This window comes from Nocardiopsis sp. LDBS1602 (assembly GCF_035818715.1).
Taxonomy (GTDB): domain Bacteria; phylum Actinomycetota; class Actinomycetes; order Streptosporangiales; family Streptosporangiaceae; genus Nocardiopsis; species Nocardiopsis alba.
Map to the genome: position 1 here is coordinate 17,826 of NZ_JAYLVW010000001.1, position 20,117 is coordinate 37,942.

Sequence of the window (20,117 nt, forward strand, 5' to 3'; positions counted from 1 at the left end):
GCGAACACCTTTGAGGAGATGGTCGATGCGTTCCATGGCACGGGCCCTGACCAAGCCGCGCGCCGGAGGCCGGTGGGCCGCGGCCGCCGCCACGGCGACGGTACTGCTGGCGGGCTGCTCCGCCGGCGATGACCCGGCCTCCGACGACCCGCGCGCACCGGGCGGAGAGGGCATCGCCGCCCCCGCGGTCTGCCCGGCGGACGACGACAAGCGTCAGATGCGCGGAGCATGGCTCACCACCGTGCGCAACATCGACTGGCCCTCGGAGCCCGGCCTGTCCGCGGACGAGCAGAAGGCCGAACTCGACGAGTGGCTCGACGACTCCGTCGATATGGGACTGAACGCGGTCTTCCTGCACACCAGGCCCACCGCCGACGCCGTCTACGACTCCGAGCTGGAGCCCTGGGCCCGCTACCTCACCGGCGAGCAGGGCGGCGACCCCGGCTACGACCCGCTGGAGTACGCGGTGGAGGAGGCCCACAAGCGCGGCCTCGAACTGCACGCCTGGTTCAACCCCTACCGTGTGGGTCTTCAGGACCCCGACGTGGAGAACCTCTCCGACGACCACCCCGTCAAGCGCAACCCCGACTGGCTGGTCGACTTCGGCACCGAGGCCTACGTCGACCCCGGGAACCCCGAGGTCCGCGAGTGGGTGACCTCCGTGATCATGGACGTGGTCGACCGCTACGACGTCGACGGGATCCACTTCGACGACTTCTTCTACCCGTACCCGCAGGAGGGCGCGACCTTCGACGACGACGCCACCTGGGAGGAGTACGGAGGCGACTTCGACGATCGGGGCGACTGGCGGCGCGACAACGTCGATCAGCTCATGCGCGACGTCCACGGTGGGATCCAGGAGAGCAAACCGTGGGTGAGCTTCGGCGTCTCCCCGTTCGGCATCTGGCGCAACGACTCCACCGACCCGTCCGGTTCGCCCGGCTCGGGCCTACAGTCCTATGACGCCCAGTACGCCGACACCCGCACCTGGATCCAGGAGGGGACCGTCGACTACGTGGCCCCGCAGCTCTACTGGGAGCGAGGTTTCGCCACCGCCGACTACGAGGCGCTGACCGACTGGTGGGCGAACGAGGTCGAGGGCACCGACGTCGACCTCTACGTCGGCCAGGGCGCCTACCGGCTCGGTGAGAGCGGATGGACCGGTGACGACGCGCTGAGCACGCAGCTCGACTACTCGGGCGAACTCGACCAGGTCGCCGGCGACATCTACTTCTCCATCAAGAGCATGCGCGACAACCCCGGCGCGGTGGATCACCTGCTGGAGACCCACTACGCCGACCCCGCGCTGCCTCCGACGATGACCGACCCCGAGGGCGAGGGGCCCCGGGTCGGCTCGGTCGACGACGTCGACGCCCGACTCGTCGACGGGAACGTCGAGGTGGAGTGGGACGAGATCGAGGGGGCCCGCTTCTACGCGCTCTACCGTCTGCCGGCCGACGCGGTCCGGGCGCTGGAGGACGGCGACGACGACGCCTACTGCGCGGCCCTGGACACGGCGAACCTGGTCGGCATGACCGGTGAACCCACGTTGACCGACACCGAGCCCCTGGAGGAGGGGGCCGGTTACGTGGTCACCGCCCTGGACGACTTCCGGGCGGAGGGGCCGGTCGGCGAGATCGTCGACGTTCGCGGCTGAGACCACGAGCGAGAACAGGAGGGCCCGTTCCCAAGGGGGGGCGGGCCCTCCTGTCATGTTCCCTCTTGGCATAAGCGACAGATATCGGCGCTGAAAGCTAGGATCCGCTAGGGGAAAATCCCTGAAATCCTTGCATCTGCGACTAGTAGGGTCTCCTCCATGCCGACCTTCCAGATCAGTGAGGCCGCCGAACTGCTCGGCGTCAGCGCCGACACGGTGCGCCGTTGGGTCGACTCCGGTCGACTGGCCGCCGAGCGCGACGCCTCCGGGCGCCGCACCCTCGACGGCGCCGTACTCGCCGACTTCATGCGCTCCGGAACCGACGAGGACCCCGCGCTCCGGGTCTCCTCCGCCCGCAACCGTTTCAAGGGTCTGGTCACCGGCATCGTCCGGGACCGGGTGATGGCCTCGGTCGAGATCCAGGCCGGGCCGCACCGGGTGGTCTCGCTGATGAGCCGCGAGGCCGCCGACGAACTCGGACTGGAGGTCGGGGCCGCGGCCACCGCGGTCGTCAAGTCCACCAACGTCATCGTCGAGTCCACCGGAGGACGGCATGCCTGAGATCCCCCCGAGAACCCGCCGCGCCGGAACGGGCGTGTATCGGGCGTGCGCCGTCGCGGCCGCCCTGGCCCTGGGACTCACCGCCTGCTCCGGCGACGGAGGCGGGGAGAGGACGGAGAACGTCGAGCTCACCGTCATGGCCGCCGCCTCCCTCACCGACGTCTTCACCGAGATCGCGGAGTCCTTCGAGGAGGAGCACCCCGAGGTGACGGTCGTCCTCAACTTCGCGGGCAGCGGTGAACTGGCCCAGCAGATCGCCTCCGGAGCCCCCGCCGACGTCTTCGCCTCGGCCGACACCACCACGATGGAAAGGGTCGTCGAGGCCGGCGACCTGGACGCGGACTGGGCCGCCGAACACGGAGAGGAGGGGCTGGTGTTCGCCACCAACACCCTCATGATCGCCGTGCCGCCGGGCAACCCGGCCGGGGTCTCCTCCCTCCACGATCTGACGTCCGAGGACGTCTCGACGGCCTTCTGCGCCGACGAGGTGCCCTGTGGGACCGCCACCGGGATCGCTCTGGAGGCCGCCGGGCTGGAGGTCGCCCCCGTCACCCTGGAGGAGGACGTGCGCGCGGTCCTGACCAAGGTCGAACTCGGCGAGGTCGACGCCGGACTCGTCTACGAGACCGACGTCATCTCCGCCGGGGACCGGGTCGAGGGGATCGGGTTCCCCGAGGCGGAGGAGGCCGTCAACGAGTACCCCATCGGCGTGCTCGCGAACTCCGAGGCGCCCGAGCGGGCCGCGGCCTGGGTCGACTTCGTCACCGGACAGGGGGCTCCGATCATGCGGGAAGCGGGGTTCGGCACACCGTGACCGCTCCAACGTCCCGAGTCGGTCGCGGCCCCTCCGGCAACGGGACCGCACGGGTCCCCTGGGTCCTCGTCCTGCCCGCCCTGATAGGGCTCCTCTTCCTGCTCCTGCCCCTCGTCGGCCTGCTGGTCCGCGCGCCCTGGGCCACCATGGGGCGCAGGATCGTCGACCCCGACGTGCTGACCGCACTGTGGCTGTCGCTGTCCACCTCCACCGCGGCCACCCTCGTCTCCCTGGTCCTGGGGGTGCCCCTGGCCTGGTCGCTGGCCCGCACGGAGTTCCCCGGACGCCGACTGGTCCGGGCCCTGGTCACCGTCCCCTTGGTGATCCCGCCGGTGGTGGGCGGCGTGGCGCTGCTGCTGGTGCTGGGGCGCAACGGCATCGTCGGCCAGTACCTGTACTCCTGGTTCGGGCTCACCCTGCCCTTCACCCCCGTGGCCGTCGTCGTGGCCCAGGTGTTCGTGGCCATGCCCTTCCTGGTGATCGGTGTCGAGGGGGCCCTGCGCGGCGCCGACCGCCGTTACGAGGAGGCCGCCGCCACCCTGGGGGCGGGGCGCGTCACCGTCTTCACCCGCGTCACCCTGCCCATGATCCTGCCGGGGATCGGCGCGGGGGCGGTGCTGTGCTGGGCCCGGGCCCTGGGCGAGTTCGGCGCCACCATCACCTTCGCCGGGAACTTTCCCGGCACCACACAGACCATGCCGCTGGCGGTCTACATGGCCATGCAGCGCGACCCCGAGGCCGCCATCGTCCTCAGCCTGGTCCTGCTCCTGGTCTCCCTGGCCGTCCTGGCCACCCTGCGAGAGAGGTGGATGAGCGTCTGATGGCCGCACGGGAACCCCGAACCCCACTCGACCCCGCCCCGACGTCCGTCGGAGGACTCGACGCCGACCTCAGGCTGAGCAGGGGGACGTTCACCCTCGATGTCCGTCTCACCTGTCCGCCGGGGGAGGTCCTGGCCCTGCTCGGGCCCAACGGGGCCGGTAAGACCTCGGTCCTGCGGGCCCTGGCGGGGCTGACCCCGCTCTCCGACGGGCACGTGTTCCTGGCCGGGGAGGATCTGACCACCACCGCCGTCGAGCATCGCCCCGTCGGCGTCGTCTTCCAGGACTACCTGCTCCTGCCGCACCTGAGCGCGTTGGACAACGTCGCCTTCGGTCCTCGCTGCCAGGGGGCGGGGAGGACCGAGGCGCGAAGGCTGGCGATGGAGCTCCTGGAGCAGATGGGGTTGGCCGAGTACGCGTCGGCCAGACCTCGACGTCTCTCCGGAGGGCAGGCGCAGCGGGTGGCCCTGGCCCGTGCCCTGGCGGTCCGTCCCGGGCTGCTGTTGCTGGACGAACCCATGGCCGCCCTGGACATCGGCACCCGGGCGACGGTGCGTTCACGGCTGCGACATCTGGTGGAGGGGTTCGAGGGGGCGACCGTCCTGGTGACCCACGACCCTCTCGACGCCATGGTGATGGCCGACCGGATCGCCGTCATCGAGGACGGTCGTCTGGTGCAGGAGGGGAACCCCGCGGAGGTCGCCCGCCGCCCCCGTACCTCCTACGTCGCCAGGCTGGTGGGGCTCAACCTCTTCCGGGGCGAGGCCTCCGGGACCACCGTGACCCTGGAGGGCGAGGACGGGAGGGGGCCCGTGCGCGTCGAGGCGGGTGACGGACACCGGGGGCCGGCCCTGGTCGCCTTCCCACCCCGGGCGGTGGCCCTGTACCGGGAGAGTCCGGGGGGAAGCCCGCGCAACGCGTGGCGGCTGACGGTGACCGGGGTCGAACGCTTCGGGGATCAGGTCCGGGTGCTTCTGGAGGGCGGGCTCTCCCTGGCCGCCGACATCACCCCGGCGGCCCTGGCCGAGTTGGCGCCGACCAGGGGGAGCGAGGTGTGGGCCGTGGTGAAGGCCTCCGAGGTCGAGTGCTACCCGGACTGAGGAGCCCTTCCTCTCGCTGGGCGATACAAACCTCTCGAATTGCGAAAATACATCTCATACGAGGTCAGAGCGCTGAAAACGGGCATGCAGAACCTGGGGGTGTTCGGATAAGCGGATCTCACTCGGGGGAGACTGTAGGACACCCGGTGACGACAGTCCTTCCCCCGGCGGCCGAGGAGGGTGCCATGTCCCTGAGAGAGCACGAGCGGAGAATTCTCGCCGAGATCGAGCGACAGCTCAGTGAGGAGGCTCCCAGGCTCGCCGACCGGTTGTCGTCCTTCGGGAGCGATGATCCCGACGCCCCGGTCGATCCCGGGCTGCGGAGTTGGAAGCCCTGGGTGGCCTGCGGTCTGATCGCGGCGGTCACCGTGGGGCTCCTGATCGCTCTGTTCGTCCTCACACCGAGTGTTCCCGGACCGGACACCCCGCGGGCGGGGAACGCCACGGAGAGCACCGATACGGGCGGGGATCTCGCCGCGGAGGCCGTCGCCACCGGCGGCTCCTCCGCGCCGGTCCACCCGGCCGACTGACCGGACGGGGCACGAACACCGAAGCCCCTTCCGGGCGTCGGGCGGCCGCGCGCGCCCTCGCGGCCGCCCACCGGGGATGACGAAGGCCCCGACGATCCGGAGATCGCCGGGGCCCATCGCGCGCTCGACTACAGCGCGTTGGTGAACTTGGCGGCCAGCGGGCCGGCCACGGCCGAACCGCCACCGCCGCCCTCGACCACCAGGGCGAAGGCGACGTCGCCCTTGTAACCCACCATCCACGCGTGGCTGGGCAGCTCGTCGTCCTCGTCGGCGTCGTCGGCGGTACCGAACTCGGCGGTACCGGTCTTGCCGTACACCTCACCCTGGAAGTCGACGCTCTTGGCGCTTCCCTCGGTGATCACCGCGCGCATCATCGGACGCAGCGTTTCCGCGTTACCGATGGCGTTCGGCTCCGGCAGGTCCTCCCGGGCCGGTTCGGTGACCAGCACCGGGTGCCGCCAGGAACCGTCCGCGATCGCCGCAGGCACCGTGGCCATGTGCAGCGGCGAGGTGAGGATCTGGCCCTGGCCGATGCTCTGCGCGCCCAGCATGGTGGCGCTGTCCACGGGCGGGAAGCTCGGCTCCTGGACGGGCACGCCGATGTCCAACGGGGCGTTCATCCCGAACCGCTCGGCGGCCGCCTGCAACGAGTCGGACGACAGGTAGCGCTCCACCTCCTGAACGAGGGAGGTGTTGCAGGAGGTCGCGAACGCCTCCGTCACCGTCTGGTCGCCGTATTCGGCGCCGCCCGCGTTACGGAACGGCCAGCCGCCCAGGTCGTACTCCTCGGGACAGTCCATGGTCGTGTCCATGGACAGACCGTTCTCCAACAGCGCGCTGTAGGTGATGATCTTGAACGAGGAACCGGGCGGGTACTGACCCTCGAACGCCCGGTTGAACCCGCCGGGGACGTTCACCGCGGCCAGGATCTCCCCGGTCGACGGACGCACCGCCACCAGACCGGCCGGATCGTCGGCACCGATGATGGCGCTCGCGGCCGCGCTCTGGACCCCCATGTCGATGCTGGTGGTGATGGACTCGCCGTCGGAGCCGTCCAGCGTCGCCACGGTGTTGTCCTCGGTCGCCTCCAACGAGTCGGGGTCCTCGGCCTCGGCGGAACCGACCATCAGGATGGTGGTCGCCGCCTCGCCGGCCAGCCGCTCCTCGTAGGTGCGCTGGAGCCCGCTCTTGCCCACGATGTCGCCCACGCTGTAGGCCGGGCCCAGACGCTCCACGTCGTCCTCGTCGGCCTCGCCGACCGAACCCGCGATCATCTGGAGCGAACCGGACACGTCGGGGGCGTCCAGACGGGTGCCGTCGGCGGCCAGGATCTGACCGCGCTCGCCCCACACCGTGGTGCGGACCAGCACCTGGTCCTCGCCCAGCCCCGGATAGGCGACCTCGGGCGAGAAGTCGATCAGCCACTCGCCGTCCTCGCGCACGAGCGGCAGCTCGCCCTCCCAACCCCAGTCGTCGGCGTTGGTGAGCGAGAGGGTCACCTCGTAGGAGGCGGTACCGGCGCCACCGTCGACGACCGGGGAGCCGATCTCCACGTCGACGCCGTCCACACCGAGACCGGCGTCGATCCCGCCGAGGATCTCCTCGGCGTCGGCGCCGGTGGTCACCTGGGCCAGGGCCGCGTAGTCGCGTTCCTCCCAGGCGGACTCGTAGGCGGCGACCGCCTCCTCGGGCTGCGGCATGGTGTAGATGTACCAGGACACGCCGCCGCCGATCAGCGCCAGCACGACCACGGCCGAGATCACGCCGATGAGCAGGCCACGGCGGGACTTCCTCTTCGCCGGAGGCGGCCCCGGGTCGTAGGCGTCACCGTCGTAGGGGTCCTCGTCCGGCCCGTACGGTCCTCCGGGGCCGCCCGGACCCTGGGGGCCGCCGGGGCCCTGCGGTCCGTACGGCCCCTGAGGCCCGTCGTGCCCCTGGGGACCTCCCGGGCCGGGGCCCTGCGCCCCGCCCGGCCCCTGGCCGCTGTAGAGGAACTCATAGCCCTCTCTCCGCGGCGGCTCGGCCGCGGCGGCCCCGTCGTCCTCGGCGGGTGGAGGGACCGATCCGGGATAGGGGGTGTCGCCGTTGTAGGCGGGCTGTCCGCCGTAGGGCGTCTCTCCGTGGCCGACCGGGACCGGTACGGGCACCGGGTCGTGCCCGTCGGAACGCTCCTCATAGAAGGAGGGCTCCCCGGGCTCGGAGTAGTGGGAGGCCGAAGGGGAGTACGCCGTCTCGTGAGCGGCCTGATGCTCGTTGGACACCGCGTCCGGGTAGGGACGGTCGTCGAAGGCGGACGGGGAGGAGGCGTTCTCCTCGGTCGGGGCGGTGCCCCATTCGCCGGTCGAGGGCTCGCTCCGGTAGGGGTCCGGTTCCCATCCGGTGGGCTCCTCGGCCTGCGCGGGCCGTTCACCGGTCGGGGGCTCGCTCTGGAACGAGGGTGTCTCCCAACGGAGGGGCTCCGGGGAGTGGCTCTCCTCGGTCGGGGTGGTGTCCCATTCGCCGGTCGAGGGCTCGCTCCGGTAGGAGGGTGTCTCCCAGAGAGAGGGCTCGGAGGAGGCGTTCTCCTCGGTCGGGGTGGTGCCCCATTCGCCGGTCGGGGCCTCGCTCCGGTAGGGGTCCGGTTCCCATCCGGTGGTCTCGGAGGAGGCGCTCTCCTCGGTGGACGTGGGCCGCGCGTCGGTCGAGACAGCGTCCCGGTGAGAGGACGCCTCCCAGAGAGGAGGCTCGGAGGGGCCGTCGCCCCCGGCCGGCGCGGGCCGTTCGCCCATCGAGGACTCGCCCTGGAACGAGGGCGGCTCCCAGCGGGCGGGCTCCGGTGGAAGCGGAGGGTCCCAACGACGCTCCTCGCGCTCGGGCGCGACGTCGTCCAGATCGATCCGCTCGGGGCGCTGGTCGGGGCCGTCCGGTTCCCTGGGCAGCTCCCAGGGCTCGGTGATGGGGTCGTGTCGACCGGGGCGGGGGTCCCACGACTCGGCGGCGGGGAGGCTCGGCTCGGACGAGGGCGGGACGACGGGGTCCGCGGGACGCGGATGCTCGAGGCCGAAGTCGCCGGTGTCCGTGGGGCGAGCCCCCGGTGGCCGCTGGGGGATGCGGTAAGGGTTCTCCGGGCGCGGCCGACCTGCTTCGGAACCACCCGTGTAGTCGGGTGGTCCGGAGGAATCCGGCTGCCGGGGGGACCGTTCGTCCACGCCTGTGACCGTCCTTCGTTACGTTTCCTGGAGACAACACGATGCCCCACTCCCACCTCGGTGGGAGCGGGGCACGAGGTTGATGGTCGGCATGGCGGTCGCCTCTCGGCGCGGGGCACAACGGGGCTCCTGGCCGTTCGGTCGGCCCGCCCCGAAGGGCGGGAGCCGAACGCGGTATTCCGCGAAGGCAATAGTTGAGGCCCGGGGGACACTTGCTACCACACCGACCAACAGTGACTCTAACCCATCGACGCGGGGTCTTGTTCCACGAACTTCGGGAGAGACGCATGCGCTATCTCACGGTGCCGGGCGGACGCGGAACGGGTGGGAAGAAGAGGGCCGGCCCCGCAGAGGGGCGCGGGGCCGGCCGGGAACTCACACGTGGCTAGGCCTGACGTGCGACGTTGGTCTGTTCCTCACGGGTGAGCAGCTTCAGGCGCTTGCGCCCGCGCTCGGCGCCCAGCTCCTCCTCACGGGCCTCGATACGCTGCCACCCTTCCCAGGTGGTGTATTCGACGCCGCGTTCGGTCAGCAGGGCCCGGAAGGCCGCCGGGTCGGGCTCCACCGCGGGGGTGAAGGAGTCGCGGTCGGAGACCAGGTTGGTGACGGTCTCCAGGGCGTCGCCCTTGGTGTGGCCGATGAGGCCCACGGGACCGCGCTTGATCCAGCCGGTGGCGTAGACCCCGTCGACGGGCTTCTCGTCCAGGTCCAGGACCCGGCCGCCGTCGTTGGGGACCACACCGCGGTCCTCGTCGAAGGGCAGGTCCACCAGGGGCGAGCCCAGGTAGCCGATGGCGCGATAGACGGCCTGGACCTCGGTGTCGACGTACTCGCCGGTGCCCTTGACGCTTCCGTCGCCGGCCAGTTCCATGCGCTCGGTGCGCAGGCCGGTGACCTTGTCCTCGCCCAGGATCTCGACCGGGGAGTGCAGGAAGTGCAGGTGCAGGCGGCGCTCGGCCCCGCGCGGGTCTCGGATGGCCCAGTTCTGGAGGACCTTGACGTTGGTCTTGACCTGGTTGGACTCCTCGCAGGCGGCGAGGCTGCCCTCGTCCATGTCGAAGTCCTCGGCGTAGACCAGGACCTCGACGCCGGGCTGCTTGTCCAGCTCGCGCAGCTCCATCGGGGTGGCCTTGCACTGGGCGATACCGCGACGGGCGAACACGTGCACGTCGGTGATCTTCTTGGCGCGCAGGCCCTCGTAGACGTTGTCGGTGATGTCGGTCGACAGCAGGTCGTCGGCGTCCTTGGCCAGGATGCGGGCGACGTCCACGGCGACGTTGCCGGCGCCGATCACGGCGACGCTCGTGCCGTCGACGTGCCAGGACGGGTCGACGTCGGGGTGGGAGTCGTACCAGAAGACGAAGTCGGCGGCGCCGTGGCTACCGGGCAGGTCGACGCCGGGGATGTCCAGAGGACGGTCCCGGTCGCTGCCGGTGGCGAAGACGACGGCGTCGTAGTGGTGGCGCAGATCCTCCAGTTTGAGGTCGACGCCGTACTCGACGTTGCCGTAGAAGGTGATCTCCGGCTTGTCGAGGATCTTGTGCAGGGCTCCCTGGATCTGTTTGATCCGGGGGTGGTCGGGGGCCACGCCGTAGCGGACCAGTCCGTAGGGGGAGGGCAGCTTGTCGAGGATGTCGATGCTGACGGACGTGCCGCTCGCGGATAGGGACTCGTCCTTGGTGAGCAGGTCCGCGGCGTAGATTCCCGCCGGGCCCGCACCCACGATTCCCACTCGCAGTGGTCGCGTCATCGCACAACTCCAAGTCTTCGCGCCAGGGTCGGACGCCATCTCAAGGTAAGGCTTGCCTAATCTATCCGGTGCCTTCACCGGCATACCCCACTATAAAGGTGGGGAATTCTGCTCACTCCCACGGGGGCGTCGGTGACGCCCCGTGTGCTCTCCCGGGGCGGGATCGCAGGCCAGAGGCCGGATGGGGGCCGGGTTAAAGGCCCTTCGGTCTGTGGTCAACGTTCCTTCAAGGGCGAATGAGCCCCGAGCTCGGTGTGGGGAAAGTCACCGCTGCTCCAGTTCCGCCTTGACCGAGGCGGCGAACCTGGGCACCCGCTCCTGCCCGGACAGCTTGGCGATCGCGTCCATGATGGCGTCGGTCGCCTCGCGGCGCGGACGGGCCCGACCCGCCTGGCCCTTCCAGGGGGACAGGTCCACCGGCTCGCCGAAGCGCACGCCCACCCGATTGAACGAGGGCATCTTGCGCCCGGGCGGCAGGATGCGCCCGGTCCCCGCCAGCGCGACCGGGACCACCGGGGCGCCGGTGGTCAAGGCCAGCCAGGCCAGCCCGGTCTGGCCCCGGTAGAGGCGGCCGTCGGGGGAGCGGGTGCCCTCGGGGAAGATGCCGAACACCTCACCGCTCTCCAGGACGCCCAGGCTGTTGTCCATGGCCTCCTGGGCGCTCTGGCCGGGGCGCCGGTCCACGGACAGGGGGCCCAGGGCGCGCAGGCCCCGAGCCAGAAGCCTCTTCGCCCAGGTGCTCTCGTCGAACAGTTCGCGCTTGGCGATGAAGCGCACCTGGCGGGGGCAGGCCACACCGATGAAGAGAGGATCGATCACCGAGAGGTGGTTGGCGGCCAGGATCACCGGTCCGCTCGCGGGGATGTGTTCACGCCCCTCCACACGCTGAGGCCACATCACGCGCGTGGCGGGTGTGACGACGGCCTTGGCCGCTCCGTAAAGTGACACGATGGAGTCGCCCCTTCTCGGTGGGTGAGGGTGTGCTGTGGAGGTGGCGGGGCCGGGAGGAGCGGTGGCCCGCGACGACTCCATCGAGCTTAGCGGTGGTCGGAGCGGGAACGTGGTGGTCGAAGACCGCCTCGTGGCACTGTCGTGATCCAGGCCACCCGCGCTAGGCTGATGGTCTAGACCTCTGGCCAGGGTCAGAGGGCCTCTTCCTGATGCGAGTGAGGAAACACAGCCATGCCGAAACCGGTCGACGTCAGCCACCAGATCACCGACGGAATGGTCACGGTCCCCGGCATCCCCCGACCGGAGATCCGCGAGAGCTCGGCCTTCGCGGGCCAGACCCCCGGCCACGGAGACGGTGGCGGCCACGTCACCCTGCCCGGAGCCACCGGCACCCACATCCAGATCCCCGCCCACCCCTACCGGGACGCCGCCGACCCGGCCGACCTGGACCTGGAACGCGTCGCCGACCTGCCCGGCATCGTGGTCGACGCCACCGACGGTCGACAGATCGGCCCGGAGGCCTTCGCCGGACGCGACCTCGAAGGCCGCGCCGTCCTGTTCCGCACCGGCTGGGACCGACACTGGCGCACCGAGACCTACGGGACCTACGAGCACCCCCACCTGACCGAGACCGCCGCCAAGGCCCTCGTCGAGGCCGGTGTCACCCTGGTCGGCATCGACTCCACCAGCGTCGACGACACCTCGCCGATCACCGAGGGCTCACGCCCCGTCCAGGCGGTCCTCCTCGCGGGCGGGATCCCCGTGGTCACCCACCTGTGCCTCCTCGACCGGCTGCCCGCCGAAGGGTTCACCTTCTACGCGGTCCCCGCCAAGGTCCGCGGCATGGCCGCCTTCCCCGTCCGGGCCTTCGCCCTCGTGGAGTAGGGGAGGGGGCTCACCACCCGGGGCCGGTGCACGCGGTCTCCTGCCTTCACCCCAGGGGGTGAGGTGGGAGGTCGTGTGACCCTTACACCCTGCTGGGGTTGGGGTCCGAGAGTGTTTGCTTTGCGCCTCCGCCGGCGCTTCGGGCACTCCCTGGAGTTGGTGTAGGAGGACACGTACCGCTCGCACCCCCCGTGTCTGAGGTAGGAGATCGCGTACCGGTTACACCCTGCCGGGGTTGAGGCCCGAAAGTGTTTGCTTTGGCCCTCCGCTGGCGCTTCGGGCCGTGTTCGGGCGCCAGGGGAGGCGGGAACCTTCGGCACCTCCGGTGTGGTCACTCGTTCCTCGCGACCCCACCTGCGGCACCTCCAGAACCCCGCCGGCGCCCGAACGGGCAACCCCCCGGGGTTGATATAGGAGGGCACGTACCGGTCGCACCCCTGGGGGTTGGTGTGAGAGACCGGCTACCGGTCCCACCCCCCCGTGGCGGGGTAGAAGACCGGGCGGCCCGTCACACCCCGTCTACAGGTCGGCGTCGGTGTCGTCCTGGGCGCGGCGGCGTTCGCGGCGGGCGCGACGTTCGGCCTCTTGTTGGGCGGCGCGCTCGTCCTGGGCGACGGCGCTGGTCATCGAGTTGGCCAGCGCCCGCAGCTCCATGTTGATCCTGGGGTAGGCGGGCAGGCGGGGGAGGGCGCCCAGACGCGGGGTCCGGCGTTCCTCCATGGCCACGATGAGTTCCTGGAAGGCCAGGTCCACCCGTTGGAGGGTGATGGCGCCCGCAGGTTCGGGGTTGCGGTCCTGGGAGAGCGCGGCCAGTGCCAGGTAGCCGATGCGCTGGGTGGCCACCACCACGGGCCACAGGGGGCGGGTGGAGGCGGCCTTGGGGGCGTCGCCGATGGCGCTCTCGTACACTCCGCGGAGGCTGACGGCGGCGGCCCGCATGTCGCGGCGCAGCCGGTAGCGACGCTCCTCGGTGATCTCCACGTCCGGGTCCAGTACCGCCTGCATGCACTGGCGGGTCTTCTCCAGGACGTTCGCGATGGCCTGGGGGAGCCGGGTCGCGGAGGCCTTGCGCCACAGGAGCAGTGACCCGGCCAGACCGAAGGCGGACCCGACGAGGGTGTCGATGATCCTGGACACCACGAGGTCGCTCACCGGGTAGGGGTTGGCGGTGTAGGACAGCATCAGCGCCATCGGGGTCAGCAGCACGGAGGCGTAGAAGAAGTTGCGGGCGACCACCAGCTGGGTGGCTCCCTGCAACAGTCCGGCCAGCACGATCACCACGAACAGCGGCGGGTGCGACATGATCAGCGCGGCTCCGGCGAGGACCCCCAGCAGGGTGCCGAGCGAGCGTTGCACGGACCGGTTCAGGGTGAGGACCACGTTTCCGGCCTGGAGCACCGACGTGGTGGTCAGCGCGACCCAGTAGTAGTGGTCCAGGCCGAGCCACAGGCCGAACGCCCCCGCGGCGGTGACGGTCAGCCACATGCGCATGGCGGTGGGGCGGATGAGGGAGTCGCGGCTCAGGCTGGAGCGCAGTGCCGACCACAGGGCCGGGTAGCGCTCGTCGTGCAGGGTGGCGGTGCGGCGTTCGTCCTCCTCCTGGGCGCTGCGCCGGGCCGCTTGGGCGGCGCGGGAGAGCAGGTTGTACAGACGCGCCTCCAGGGATCGGGGGCGCATGCCGCGGCGCAGTTCGTCCAGGGACTCCGGGTCGGGGGCGCGGGAGGGGTCGGCGACGGCGACGGCCATCCGGTCGGCGAACTCGGCGGCCTGGTCGGGAAGGGGCGTGGGGCGGGCCATGCACACCTGGGTGGCGGACAGGTGGATGTCGGAGACCCAGCGCAGCAGGGCGCGGAGTCGGGCCGCCTCGGCGGTGGTGCGGTAGCCGCGGGTCTGGCCCAGCAGCACGATCCGCCAGGAGTCGGCCACGGCCACCGACGCCTGGTGTTGGGCGTGGTCGAGTTCGGGGGTGCCCACGGCGCGGAGCAGGGTGGCCAGCGCCCGGTAGGCCCCGGCGACCGCCTGGTACTCGGGGTGGCGGGCGCGGAAGGGGGCGCCGGACATCGACACCGTCCAGCCGACCGCGGCGCCCAGGGCGGCGATCAGCGCGTGCAGGGGCACGTCGGCGACGCCGCTGGGCGCGATGGTGGAGATGGTGGCGACCAGGACGAAGAACATCGGGCCGGGCTTGTCGACCCGCCAGGCGGCGCACACCCAGGTGGCGAGTCCGGCGGTCAGGCCGATGGAGGCCACGGCGGCCCAGGGCGACAGCGAGGCGGCCAGGGAGTTGACGGCCACCGCGGCGACGAAGCCGAGCCCGACCAGGGCCAGGGCGGCGGCGCGGTAGGCGTAGGGCGTCTTCTTCTCGTACAGGACGGTCATGGAGCCCAGCGCGGCCAGGGTGCCGACCTGGGCTCCGAAGAGGAGCGAGGCCAGGGCGAAGGAGACGGTCATCGCGATGGCGGCCTGGACGGCGGTGGTCCAGGCCCAGTGGCCGGTCTCCAGCCCGAAGAGCGCCTTGAGGTCCACGCGCGGGCGGGGGCGTTCCCCCACGGTCGCGCGTTCGGGTCCCCGGTCGGACCCGCCCTCGCCCAGAGGCATCGGGCCGGTCTCACCAGTGGTTCCCAGATCTCGCACGGCCCCCATCCTAAGCCGAGATATCGGTACGAACGGGACTTCTCGGGTGGGAGGCCGGGTCAGCCGGACCGGGGAGCGGCCTCTTCGTGCTCCTTCTCACGTAGGGCCCGGAGTTCGGCCTCGGCCCGTTCCGCCCGCTCCAAGGCCAGGTCACGGGCCTCCTCGGCGGTGGAGAGCCGCGCGGCCCCCGCCTCTCGGGCCTCGGCCAGGGTGATCTCGGCCTGGCGGCGTTGCCCCTCCAGTTCGGAGGACAGCCGTTCCCGGTCCGCGGCGGAGCGGTCCAGTTCGGCGGTGAGGCGTTCGCGTTCGGCCTCGGCGGCGGCGCGGTCCGATTCGAGACTCCGTCGGGCCCGGTCCAGTTCGGCGCCCAGACGTTCGCGTTCGGTCTCCAGCTCCCGGGCGGCCCGGTGGGCCAGATCCTCGGCCCGTTCGGCGCGGGCCAGGGCGTCACGGGCGGACCGTTCGGCCCGGTCGAGCAGGCGGGACCGTTCGGCGAGCTCCTCGCGCAGGACCTCGGCCTCCTTCCGGGCCCGGTCCAGGGTCCGCGCGGCCTCGGCGCGTTCGCGTTCGGCCTCGGCCCTTGCCCGTTCGACGGTCTCGGAGATCCGGCGTTCGGCGGCGGCCAGACCGGCGTTGGCCTCGGCCGTCGCGGCGTCCCGTTCCAGGAGCGCGGTTCGGGCGGCCTCCTCGTGACGGTCGCGTTCGGCCTCGGCGGCGTCCCGGCGGAGCAGGGCCTCCTCGGTCATGCGTTCGGCGTCCTGGGTGGCGGCGACGGCCGCTTCGGTGGCCTCCTCCGCCGATCTGCGGGCCGATTCGGCCTCGCGGCGGCGGTTCTCCGCCTCCAGACGGGCCGAGTCGGCCTCCGAGATCCGGCGGGAGGCCTCCAGACGGGCCGCCTCCACCTGTGCCTCGGCGGCGGCCGGGTCGGACATCGTGGCGAAGGCCTCGGTGGCGGCCTTCAGGGTCGTCTCCAGCTGTTCGGTCTGGACGGCGAAGCGGGTGAGCAGGTCGTCGGCGCGCAGACGTGCCGTGGTGACCGGTTCGGCGTCGCGGGGCGCGGCGACCGGGGAGCGCTCCTCGCGTTCGGCGCGGGCGTCGTTCTCGGCGCTCTCGGCCTCTTGGGCGAGCCGCTGGCGTTCCTTCCAGGCCCGCCAACGCGTGTGTTCTGGCAGGTCGCAGTATTGCGGCGGGCGCCCGGGGGAGGAACCGCGGGGGACCGGTCGGGTACAGCCGGGAAAGACACAGGTGCTGGAGTCGGAGGAGGCCACGGGGCGAGCGTAGCGTTTTCGGCCTCGACGTGCCGGGGTGTGTCGCGGGGCGCCGCCGGGGCATGGGAAAGCCCCCGCGCGGGACGTGGGTGAGACCGCGCGGGGGCCGGTTCTGTGGGCCTGTGCCGAGAGGGTCAGTCGTGGGCGCCGAAACCGTCCACGCGGCAGACCATGGTGGTGACGAAGGGACGGAAGCCCTCCCGCTCCAGGAAGTCGATGTCCTCGGAGGCGGTGGCCAGGGCGGAGAACTCGATGTCCCGGACGCCCATGGAGGCGAGCTGCCTACGGATCTCCTCCAGGAGCTTGGAGCCCACCCCGGTGCCGGTGTACTCGGGGTCGATCGCGAAGGTCTGCACCACCGCGATGCGTTCGCCCCGGTCCCAGCTGCCCTGGGAGCTCTCTCGAATGGTGACCATCGCGTAGCCGGCGAGGTCGCCGTCGTGCTCGGCGAGGATCGCCATGGTCTCGGGGTCGGCCAGCCACGCCTTGTACTGGGCGCGGCGTCGTCGCCAGGACTCGTCCAGGCCGACGGAGCTGATGATGTCCTCGAGGTGGGGGTTGGTCATCGTGTGCTGCTGGTGGAGGGCACCCCACAGGTCGGCGAGCTCCTCCACCTCGTGAGCACCGAGGTAGCGGAAACCGAGAACGTCGACGCTGCCAGGTCGAGGTTTGGTCATCAGCGAATTTTGCATGTTCTTCTCACCCGTTCCACCGACTTGGGCACTGGTCTCCCAGGATGCCGCTCGAAGCGGATCCGTGGTTGAGCTGTGCGTCCGACTGTACGTGTCGGGGAAGGCGCTGGGGGCCATGACACGGAGAAAACCCGGCATGTGATCACTAAAGGAGAAGAAAGTGCAATCTTTCTTCCTGGTGTCCCCAAGGCCCGTGGTGGCGGGGGTGGTCGGACGATGTGCAGGGAATCACCCGCAAAGAAGTCGTCATCGGACCGAAACCACGTCGATATTCAGGCGTTCTGTCATAAATTGGGACACATGATCGACGTTCGGCGCTTGCAGCTTCTTCAGGCCCTCGACCACCATCGCACGGTGGCCGCCACCGCGGAGGCGCTCAATGTCACGCCGTCGGCGGTCTCCCAACAGCTCGCCGCCCTGGCCAAGGAGGCCGGCGTCCCCCTCGTCGAGCGCCAGGGACGCCGCTTCCTGCTGACCGGTGCCGCGCGCGTGCTGCTCAAACGCGCCCACGTGATCTTCGCGGAGATGGAACGCGCCACCGCCGACCTGGCCGAGTACGCCGACGGCGACCGGGGCGTGGTGCGGGTGGGCTCCTTCTCCACCGGCATCAGCGACCTGGTGGCACCCGCCCTGGCCCGACTGCGCGACAGCCACCCGGGTTGGAGCTTCGAGGTCGTCCAGGCCGAGCCCGAGGAGAGCGCCGAGATGGTGCGCTCGGGCCGTCTGGACGTGGCCGTCACCATGTCCACCAGCCACCTGCCCCCGGCCGGGGATCCGGATTTTCGCAGCGACCCGGTCATGGTCGAGCTCTTCGACGCGATCCTGCCCTACCAGCACCCCCTGGCGACCCGGACCAGCCTGCACCTGGCCGACGACCTCGCGGACGAGGACTGGATCATGTCCGCTCCGGGCACCGCGTGGAACGCCTGTGTGACCGCCGCGGCCAACCAGGCCGGCTTCCAGCCGCGCGTCGTGCACACCGTCGACGACTTCAGCGCCGTCTTCGCGATGGTCCAATCGGGGCTGGGCGTGGCCCTGATGCCCCGGTTGGCCTGGACCGGGCTCAACCTTCCCCAGATCGTGGTGCGCGGGGTACGCGAGACCGCCCGACGCCACATCCTCGTGCTCTCCCGCGCGGGCGCCACGCCCGAACCCCTGCTCACCGCGGTCCGAGAGGCCGCCAGCAAGGTGCCGGTCCCCTCGGTGGGACCCTTCGCGATAGCGGGCTGACCGCGCCTCAGAACGGCAGCGGAGGCACGTCGTCGAGCACGTCCTCGGCCGCCCTTCGAAGGTAGGAGGCCACCACCCGGATCGGACGCCAGGCCCAGCCGCCGGTGCGCCCGGCCAGGTACACCTGTCGGACCCCGCCCAGTTCCCCCACCGGGGCGTGGGCGATCCCGCGCCGGGTGGTGGTGGAAAGCCTCGGTACCACCCCCACCCCCATGCCGGTGGCCACCAGTTCCTCGAACAGCTCCAGGGTGTCGATCCGGTGCACGATGCGCGGGGTGAAGCCGGCGTCGGCGCACATCCGGTGCACCAATGCCTCCTCGTCCCCTCGGAAGGGGCTGGCGATCCACGCCGCGTCGGACAGTTCGCGCAGGCGGCGCCGGGTGAGGATGCGGCTGTCCGCCCCTCGTGAGGGCTGGGAGAGCAGGAGACTCTCCGTGCCCATCGGATATACCGTCAGTATTCCCGGGAAACGTCGGGGGAGAAGACTGTACTGGTACACCACCCCCAGATCGGCCTCCCCGTCCTGCAACAGATCCAGCGCCTGTTCCGATTCGTACTCGGTCAGATGGATGTCGATCCCGGGGTGGTCGTTCCTCAAACGGCGCAGGGCGGGCAGAACGATCGGCGCGGCCGAGGTGTACATGACCAGGTCGACGCGGCCGACAGGGGCTCCCTCCCCCTCGAACTCGGCCTGGGCCGCCTCCACCCGGGCCAGGATGTCCACGGCGTGCTCGGCCAGCCTCCGCCCCGCCGGGGTGAGCCGGACGCGGCGGCCGTCGGGCGCCAGGAGGGGCACCCCGGCCTCCTTCTCCAGGACGGAGAAGTGTTTGGAGACCGCCGAGGTGCTCATGCCTGTGACCTCGGACACGGCCGCCATGGTGCCGAGTCGTTCCAGTTCCACGAGTAGACGCAGCCGAGTGAAGTCCATCAACCGAAACTACACGGTTCATCCACCATCGGTTCGTGGACAGAAACGGAGGACTGCAATCCAATGGTCGGGTGATCCGCTCATACCTCCCCTCCCTCGGCCGTGCCCGATTCCAGATCCCGGCGCCGATGATGCTGCTCATCGGCATGTTCACGCTGCACACGGGCAGCTCTCTGGCGGTCACCGCCTTCGAACACGCGAGCCCCGCCACCGTCACCTGGCTGCGTCTGACGTGGGCCGCGCTGCTCCTGACGGCCTTCGGAGGCCGCTCCCTGTGGCGTGCCGTACGCGCCGCGAGCCGCCGTGAGCTGGGCGCCGTGGTGATCCTGGGCACAGCGAGCGCGGGGATGATGCTGTTCTACTCCGAGGCGACGGCGCGGATCGAACTCGGCACCGCCACCTCCATCGAATTCCTCGGCACCCTCGTGGTCGCCGTGGCCGCGATGCGCCGCCGTAGGGAACTGGTGTGGATCGTCGCCGCCGTCGTGGGCGTGATCTGCCTGACCCGTCCCTGGCAGGGCGACCTGGACCTGGTGGGTCTGGGGTTCGCGCTGGCCGGAGCGGTCTGCGTGATCGGCTACATCGTCCTCACCCAGCGGGTGGGGGCCGGGTTCGGCGCCGTGCACGGGCTGGCCCTGGCCATGACCGTGGGCGCGGTGGTGACCGCGCCGCTGGGGGCTCCGGGGGCGCTGGTCGACCCCGACCTCGGTCTGATCGGTTTCACACTGCTCATCGCGCTGCTCTTCCCGATGGTGCCGTTCCTGCTGGAGATGATCGCCCTCCAGCGGATGAGCCGTACCGCCTACAGCACCTTCTCCAGTCTGGAACCGGCGGTCGCCCTGGTGATGGGCATGATCGTGATCGGCCAGGCCCCGGTCGCGGTCCAGCTCGTGGGCATGGGGCTGGTGGTGGTCGCCGGGATCGGCGCGGCCCGAGGGGACCAGGCCCGCGGCCCCGCCGTCCCAGAGAGGAAGGTGGTGCGCGAATACCGCACCGGAACGGGTTCGGGGGCGAAGGACGGCGCCTCCGACCCCGTTCCCCCTCCGGGGACGCTCCGGGAACCGACCGTGGAGGCGGCCTGACCCGTCCCTCGTGAAGGGTCCGTGGA

Annotated in this window: 16 protein-coding genes; 9 read left to right on the forward strand and 7 right to left on the reverse strand. The window is 71.0% G+C overall.

Features of this window, described 5'->3' with window-relative positions; translation table 11 throughout:
• Nucleotides 1–25: 25 nt before the first annotated feature.
• From U9J66_RS00090 to U9J66_RS00115, 6 genes are all read left to right on the forward strand, one after another.
• Complete coding sequence (locus tag U9J66_RS00090) at nt 26–1,657, forward strand: glycoside hydrolase family 10 protein (RefSeq protein ID WP_026125115.1); 1,632 nt, start codon at nt 26–28, stop codon at nt 1,655–1,657.
• A gap of 159 nt (nt 1,658–1,816) precedes the next feature.
• Nucleotides 1,817–2,218 carry a TOBE domain-containing protein gene (locus tag U9J66_RS00095; RefSeq protein WP_014908847.1) on the forward strand — a complete coding sequence of 134 codons (402 nt, stop codon included), beginning with the start codon at nt 1,817–1,819 and terminating at the stop codon, nt 2,216–2,218.
• Nucleotides 2,211–3,032 carry a molybdate ABC transporter substrate-binding protein gene (gene modA, locus U9J66_RS00100; protein ID WP_161109994.1) on the forward strand — a complete coding sequence of 274 codons (822 nt, stop codon included), beginning with the start codon at nt 2,211–2,213 and terminating at the stop codon, nt 3,030–3,032. Before U9J66_RS00095 ends, modA begins: the two co-directional genes overlap by 8 nt.
• Nucleotides 3,029–3,853, forward strand: a complete 825-nt coding sequence (locus U9J66_RS00105; RefSeq protein WP_326336610.1) for an ABC transporter permease — start codon at nt 3,029–3,031, stop codon at nt 3,851–3,853. The genes modA and U9J66_RS00105 overlap by 4 nt, the downstream gene beginning before the upstream one ends.
• Entirely contained in the window at nt 3,853–4,953 is a 1,101-nt protein-coding gene (locus tag U9J66_RS00110) for an ABC transporter ATP-binding protein (RefSeq protein ID WP_326336611.1), read from the forward strand. The genes U9J66_RS00105 and U9J66_RS00110 overlap by 1 nt, the downstream gene beginning before the upstream one ends.
• Before the next feature lie 185 nt (nt 4,954–5,138).
• Nucleotides 5,139–5,483: a DUF3040 domain-containing protein gene (locus U9J66_RS00115; protein WP_326337396.1), complete on the forward strand. Its 345-nt coding sequence runs from the start codon at nt 5,139–5,141 to the stop codon at nt 5,481–5,483.
• A 128-nt stretch (nt 5,484–5,611) separates the two neighbouring features.
• On the opposite strand, the gene U9J66_RS00120 is transcribed toward U9J66_RS00115, so the two are convergent.
• From U9J66_RS00120 to U9J66_RS00130, 3 genes are all read right to left on the reverse strand, one after another.
• Nucleotides 5,612–8,671 carry a penicillin-binding transpeptidase domain-containing protein gene (locus U9J66_RS00120; RefSeq protein ID WP_326336612.1) on the reverse strand — a complete coding sequence of 1,020 codons (3,060 nt, stop codon included), beginning with the start codon at nt 8,669–8,671 and terminating at the stop codon, nt 5,612–5,614.
• A gap of 385 nt (nt 8,672–9,056) precedes the next feature.
• Nucleotides 9,057–10,403: an FAD-dependent oxidoreductase gene (locus U9J66_RS00125; RefSeq protein ID WP_017535178.1), complete on the reverse strand. Its 1,347-nt coding sequence runs from the start codon at nt 10,401–10,403 to the stop codon at nt 9,057–9,059.
• Between the two features lie 282 nt (nt 10,404–10,685).
• Entirely contained in the window at nt 10,686–11,369 is a 684-nt protein-coding gene (locus tag U9J66_RS00130) for a lysophospholipid acyltransferase family protein (protein ID WP_014911110.1), read from the reverse strand.
• A gap of 234 nt (nt 11,370–11,603) precedes the next feature.
• Between U9J66_RS00130 and U9J66_RS00135 the strand changes: the two genes are divergently transcribed.
• Nucleotides 11,604–12,257, forward strand: a complete 654-nt coding sequence (locus U9J66_RS00135) for a cyclase family protein (protein ID WP_014909514.1) — start codon at nt 11,604–11,606, stop codon at nt 12,255–12,257.
• 519 nt (nt 12,258–12,776) lie between these two features.
• Here the strand turns inward: U9J66_RS00135 and U9J66_RS00140 are convergent.
• The 3 genes from U9J66_RS00140 to U9J66_RS00150 all read right to left on the reverse strand — a co-directional run bounded on the left by U9J66_RS00140 (nt 12,777) and on the right by U9J66_RS00150 (nt 16,836).
• Nucleotides 12,777–14,855 (reverse strand): FUSC family protein, encoded by a 2,079-nt coding sequence (locus U9J66_RS00140; RefSeq protein ID WP_081536584.1) that lies wholly within the window; start codon nt 14,853–14,855, stop codon nt 12,777–12,779.
• Nucleotides 14,856–14,950: 95 nt separating this feature from the next.
• Nucleotides 14,951–16,159 (reverse strand): hypothetical protein, encoded by a 1,209-nt coding sequence (locus U9J66_RS00145; protein ID WP_017535180.1) that lies wholly within the window; start codon nt 16,157–16,159, stop codon nt 14,951–14,953.
• A gap of 134 nt (nt 16,160–16,293) precedes the next feature.
• On the reverse strand, nt 16,294–16,836 hold the full coding sequence (locus tag U9J66_RS00150) for a GNAT family N-acetyltransferase (RefSeq protein ID WP_161109985.1): 543 nt from the start codon (nt 16,834–16,836) through the stop codon (nt 16,294–16,296).
• A gap of 315 nt (nt 16,837–17,151) precedes the next feature.
• Between U9J66_RS00150 and U9J66_RS00155 the strand changes: the two genes are divergently transcribed.
• A complete protein-coding gene (locus tag U9J66_RS00155; RefSeq protein WP_014911988.1) occupies nt 17,152–18,081 on the forward strand; it encodes a LysR family transcriptional regulator in 930 nt (309 codons plus the stop codon).
• Between the two features lie 7 nt (nt 18,082–18,088).
• Here the strand turns inward: U9J66_RS00155 and U9J66_RS00160 are convergent, their stop codons facing one another.
• Complete coding sequence (locus tag U9J66_RS00160; RefSeq protein WP_017535181.1) at nt 18,089–19,009, reverse strand: LysR family transcriptional regulator; 921 nt, start codon at nt 19,007–19,009, stop codon at nt 18,089–18,091.
• A 71-nt stretch (nt 19,010–19,080) separates the two neighbouring features.
• Here U9J66_RS00160 and U9J66_RS00165 point away from each other — a divergent pair, with 71 nt between their 5' ends.
• On the forward strand, nt 19,081–20,091 hold the full coding sequence (locus U9J66_RS00165) for an EamA family transporter (RefSeq protein WP_017535182.1): 1,011 nt from the start codon (nt 19,081–19,083) through the stop codon (nt 20,089–20,091).
• The last annotated feature ends 26 nt before the right edge of the window (nt 20,092–20,117 follow it).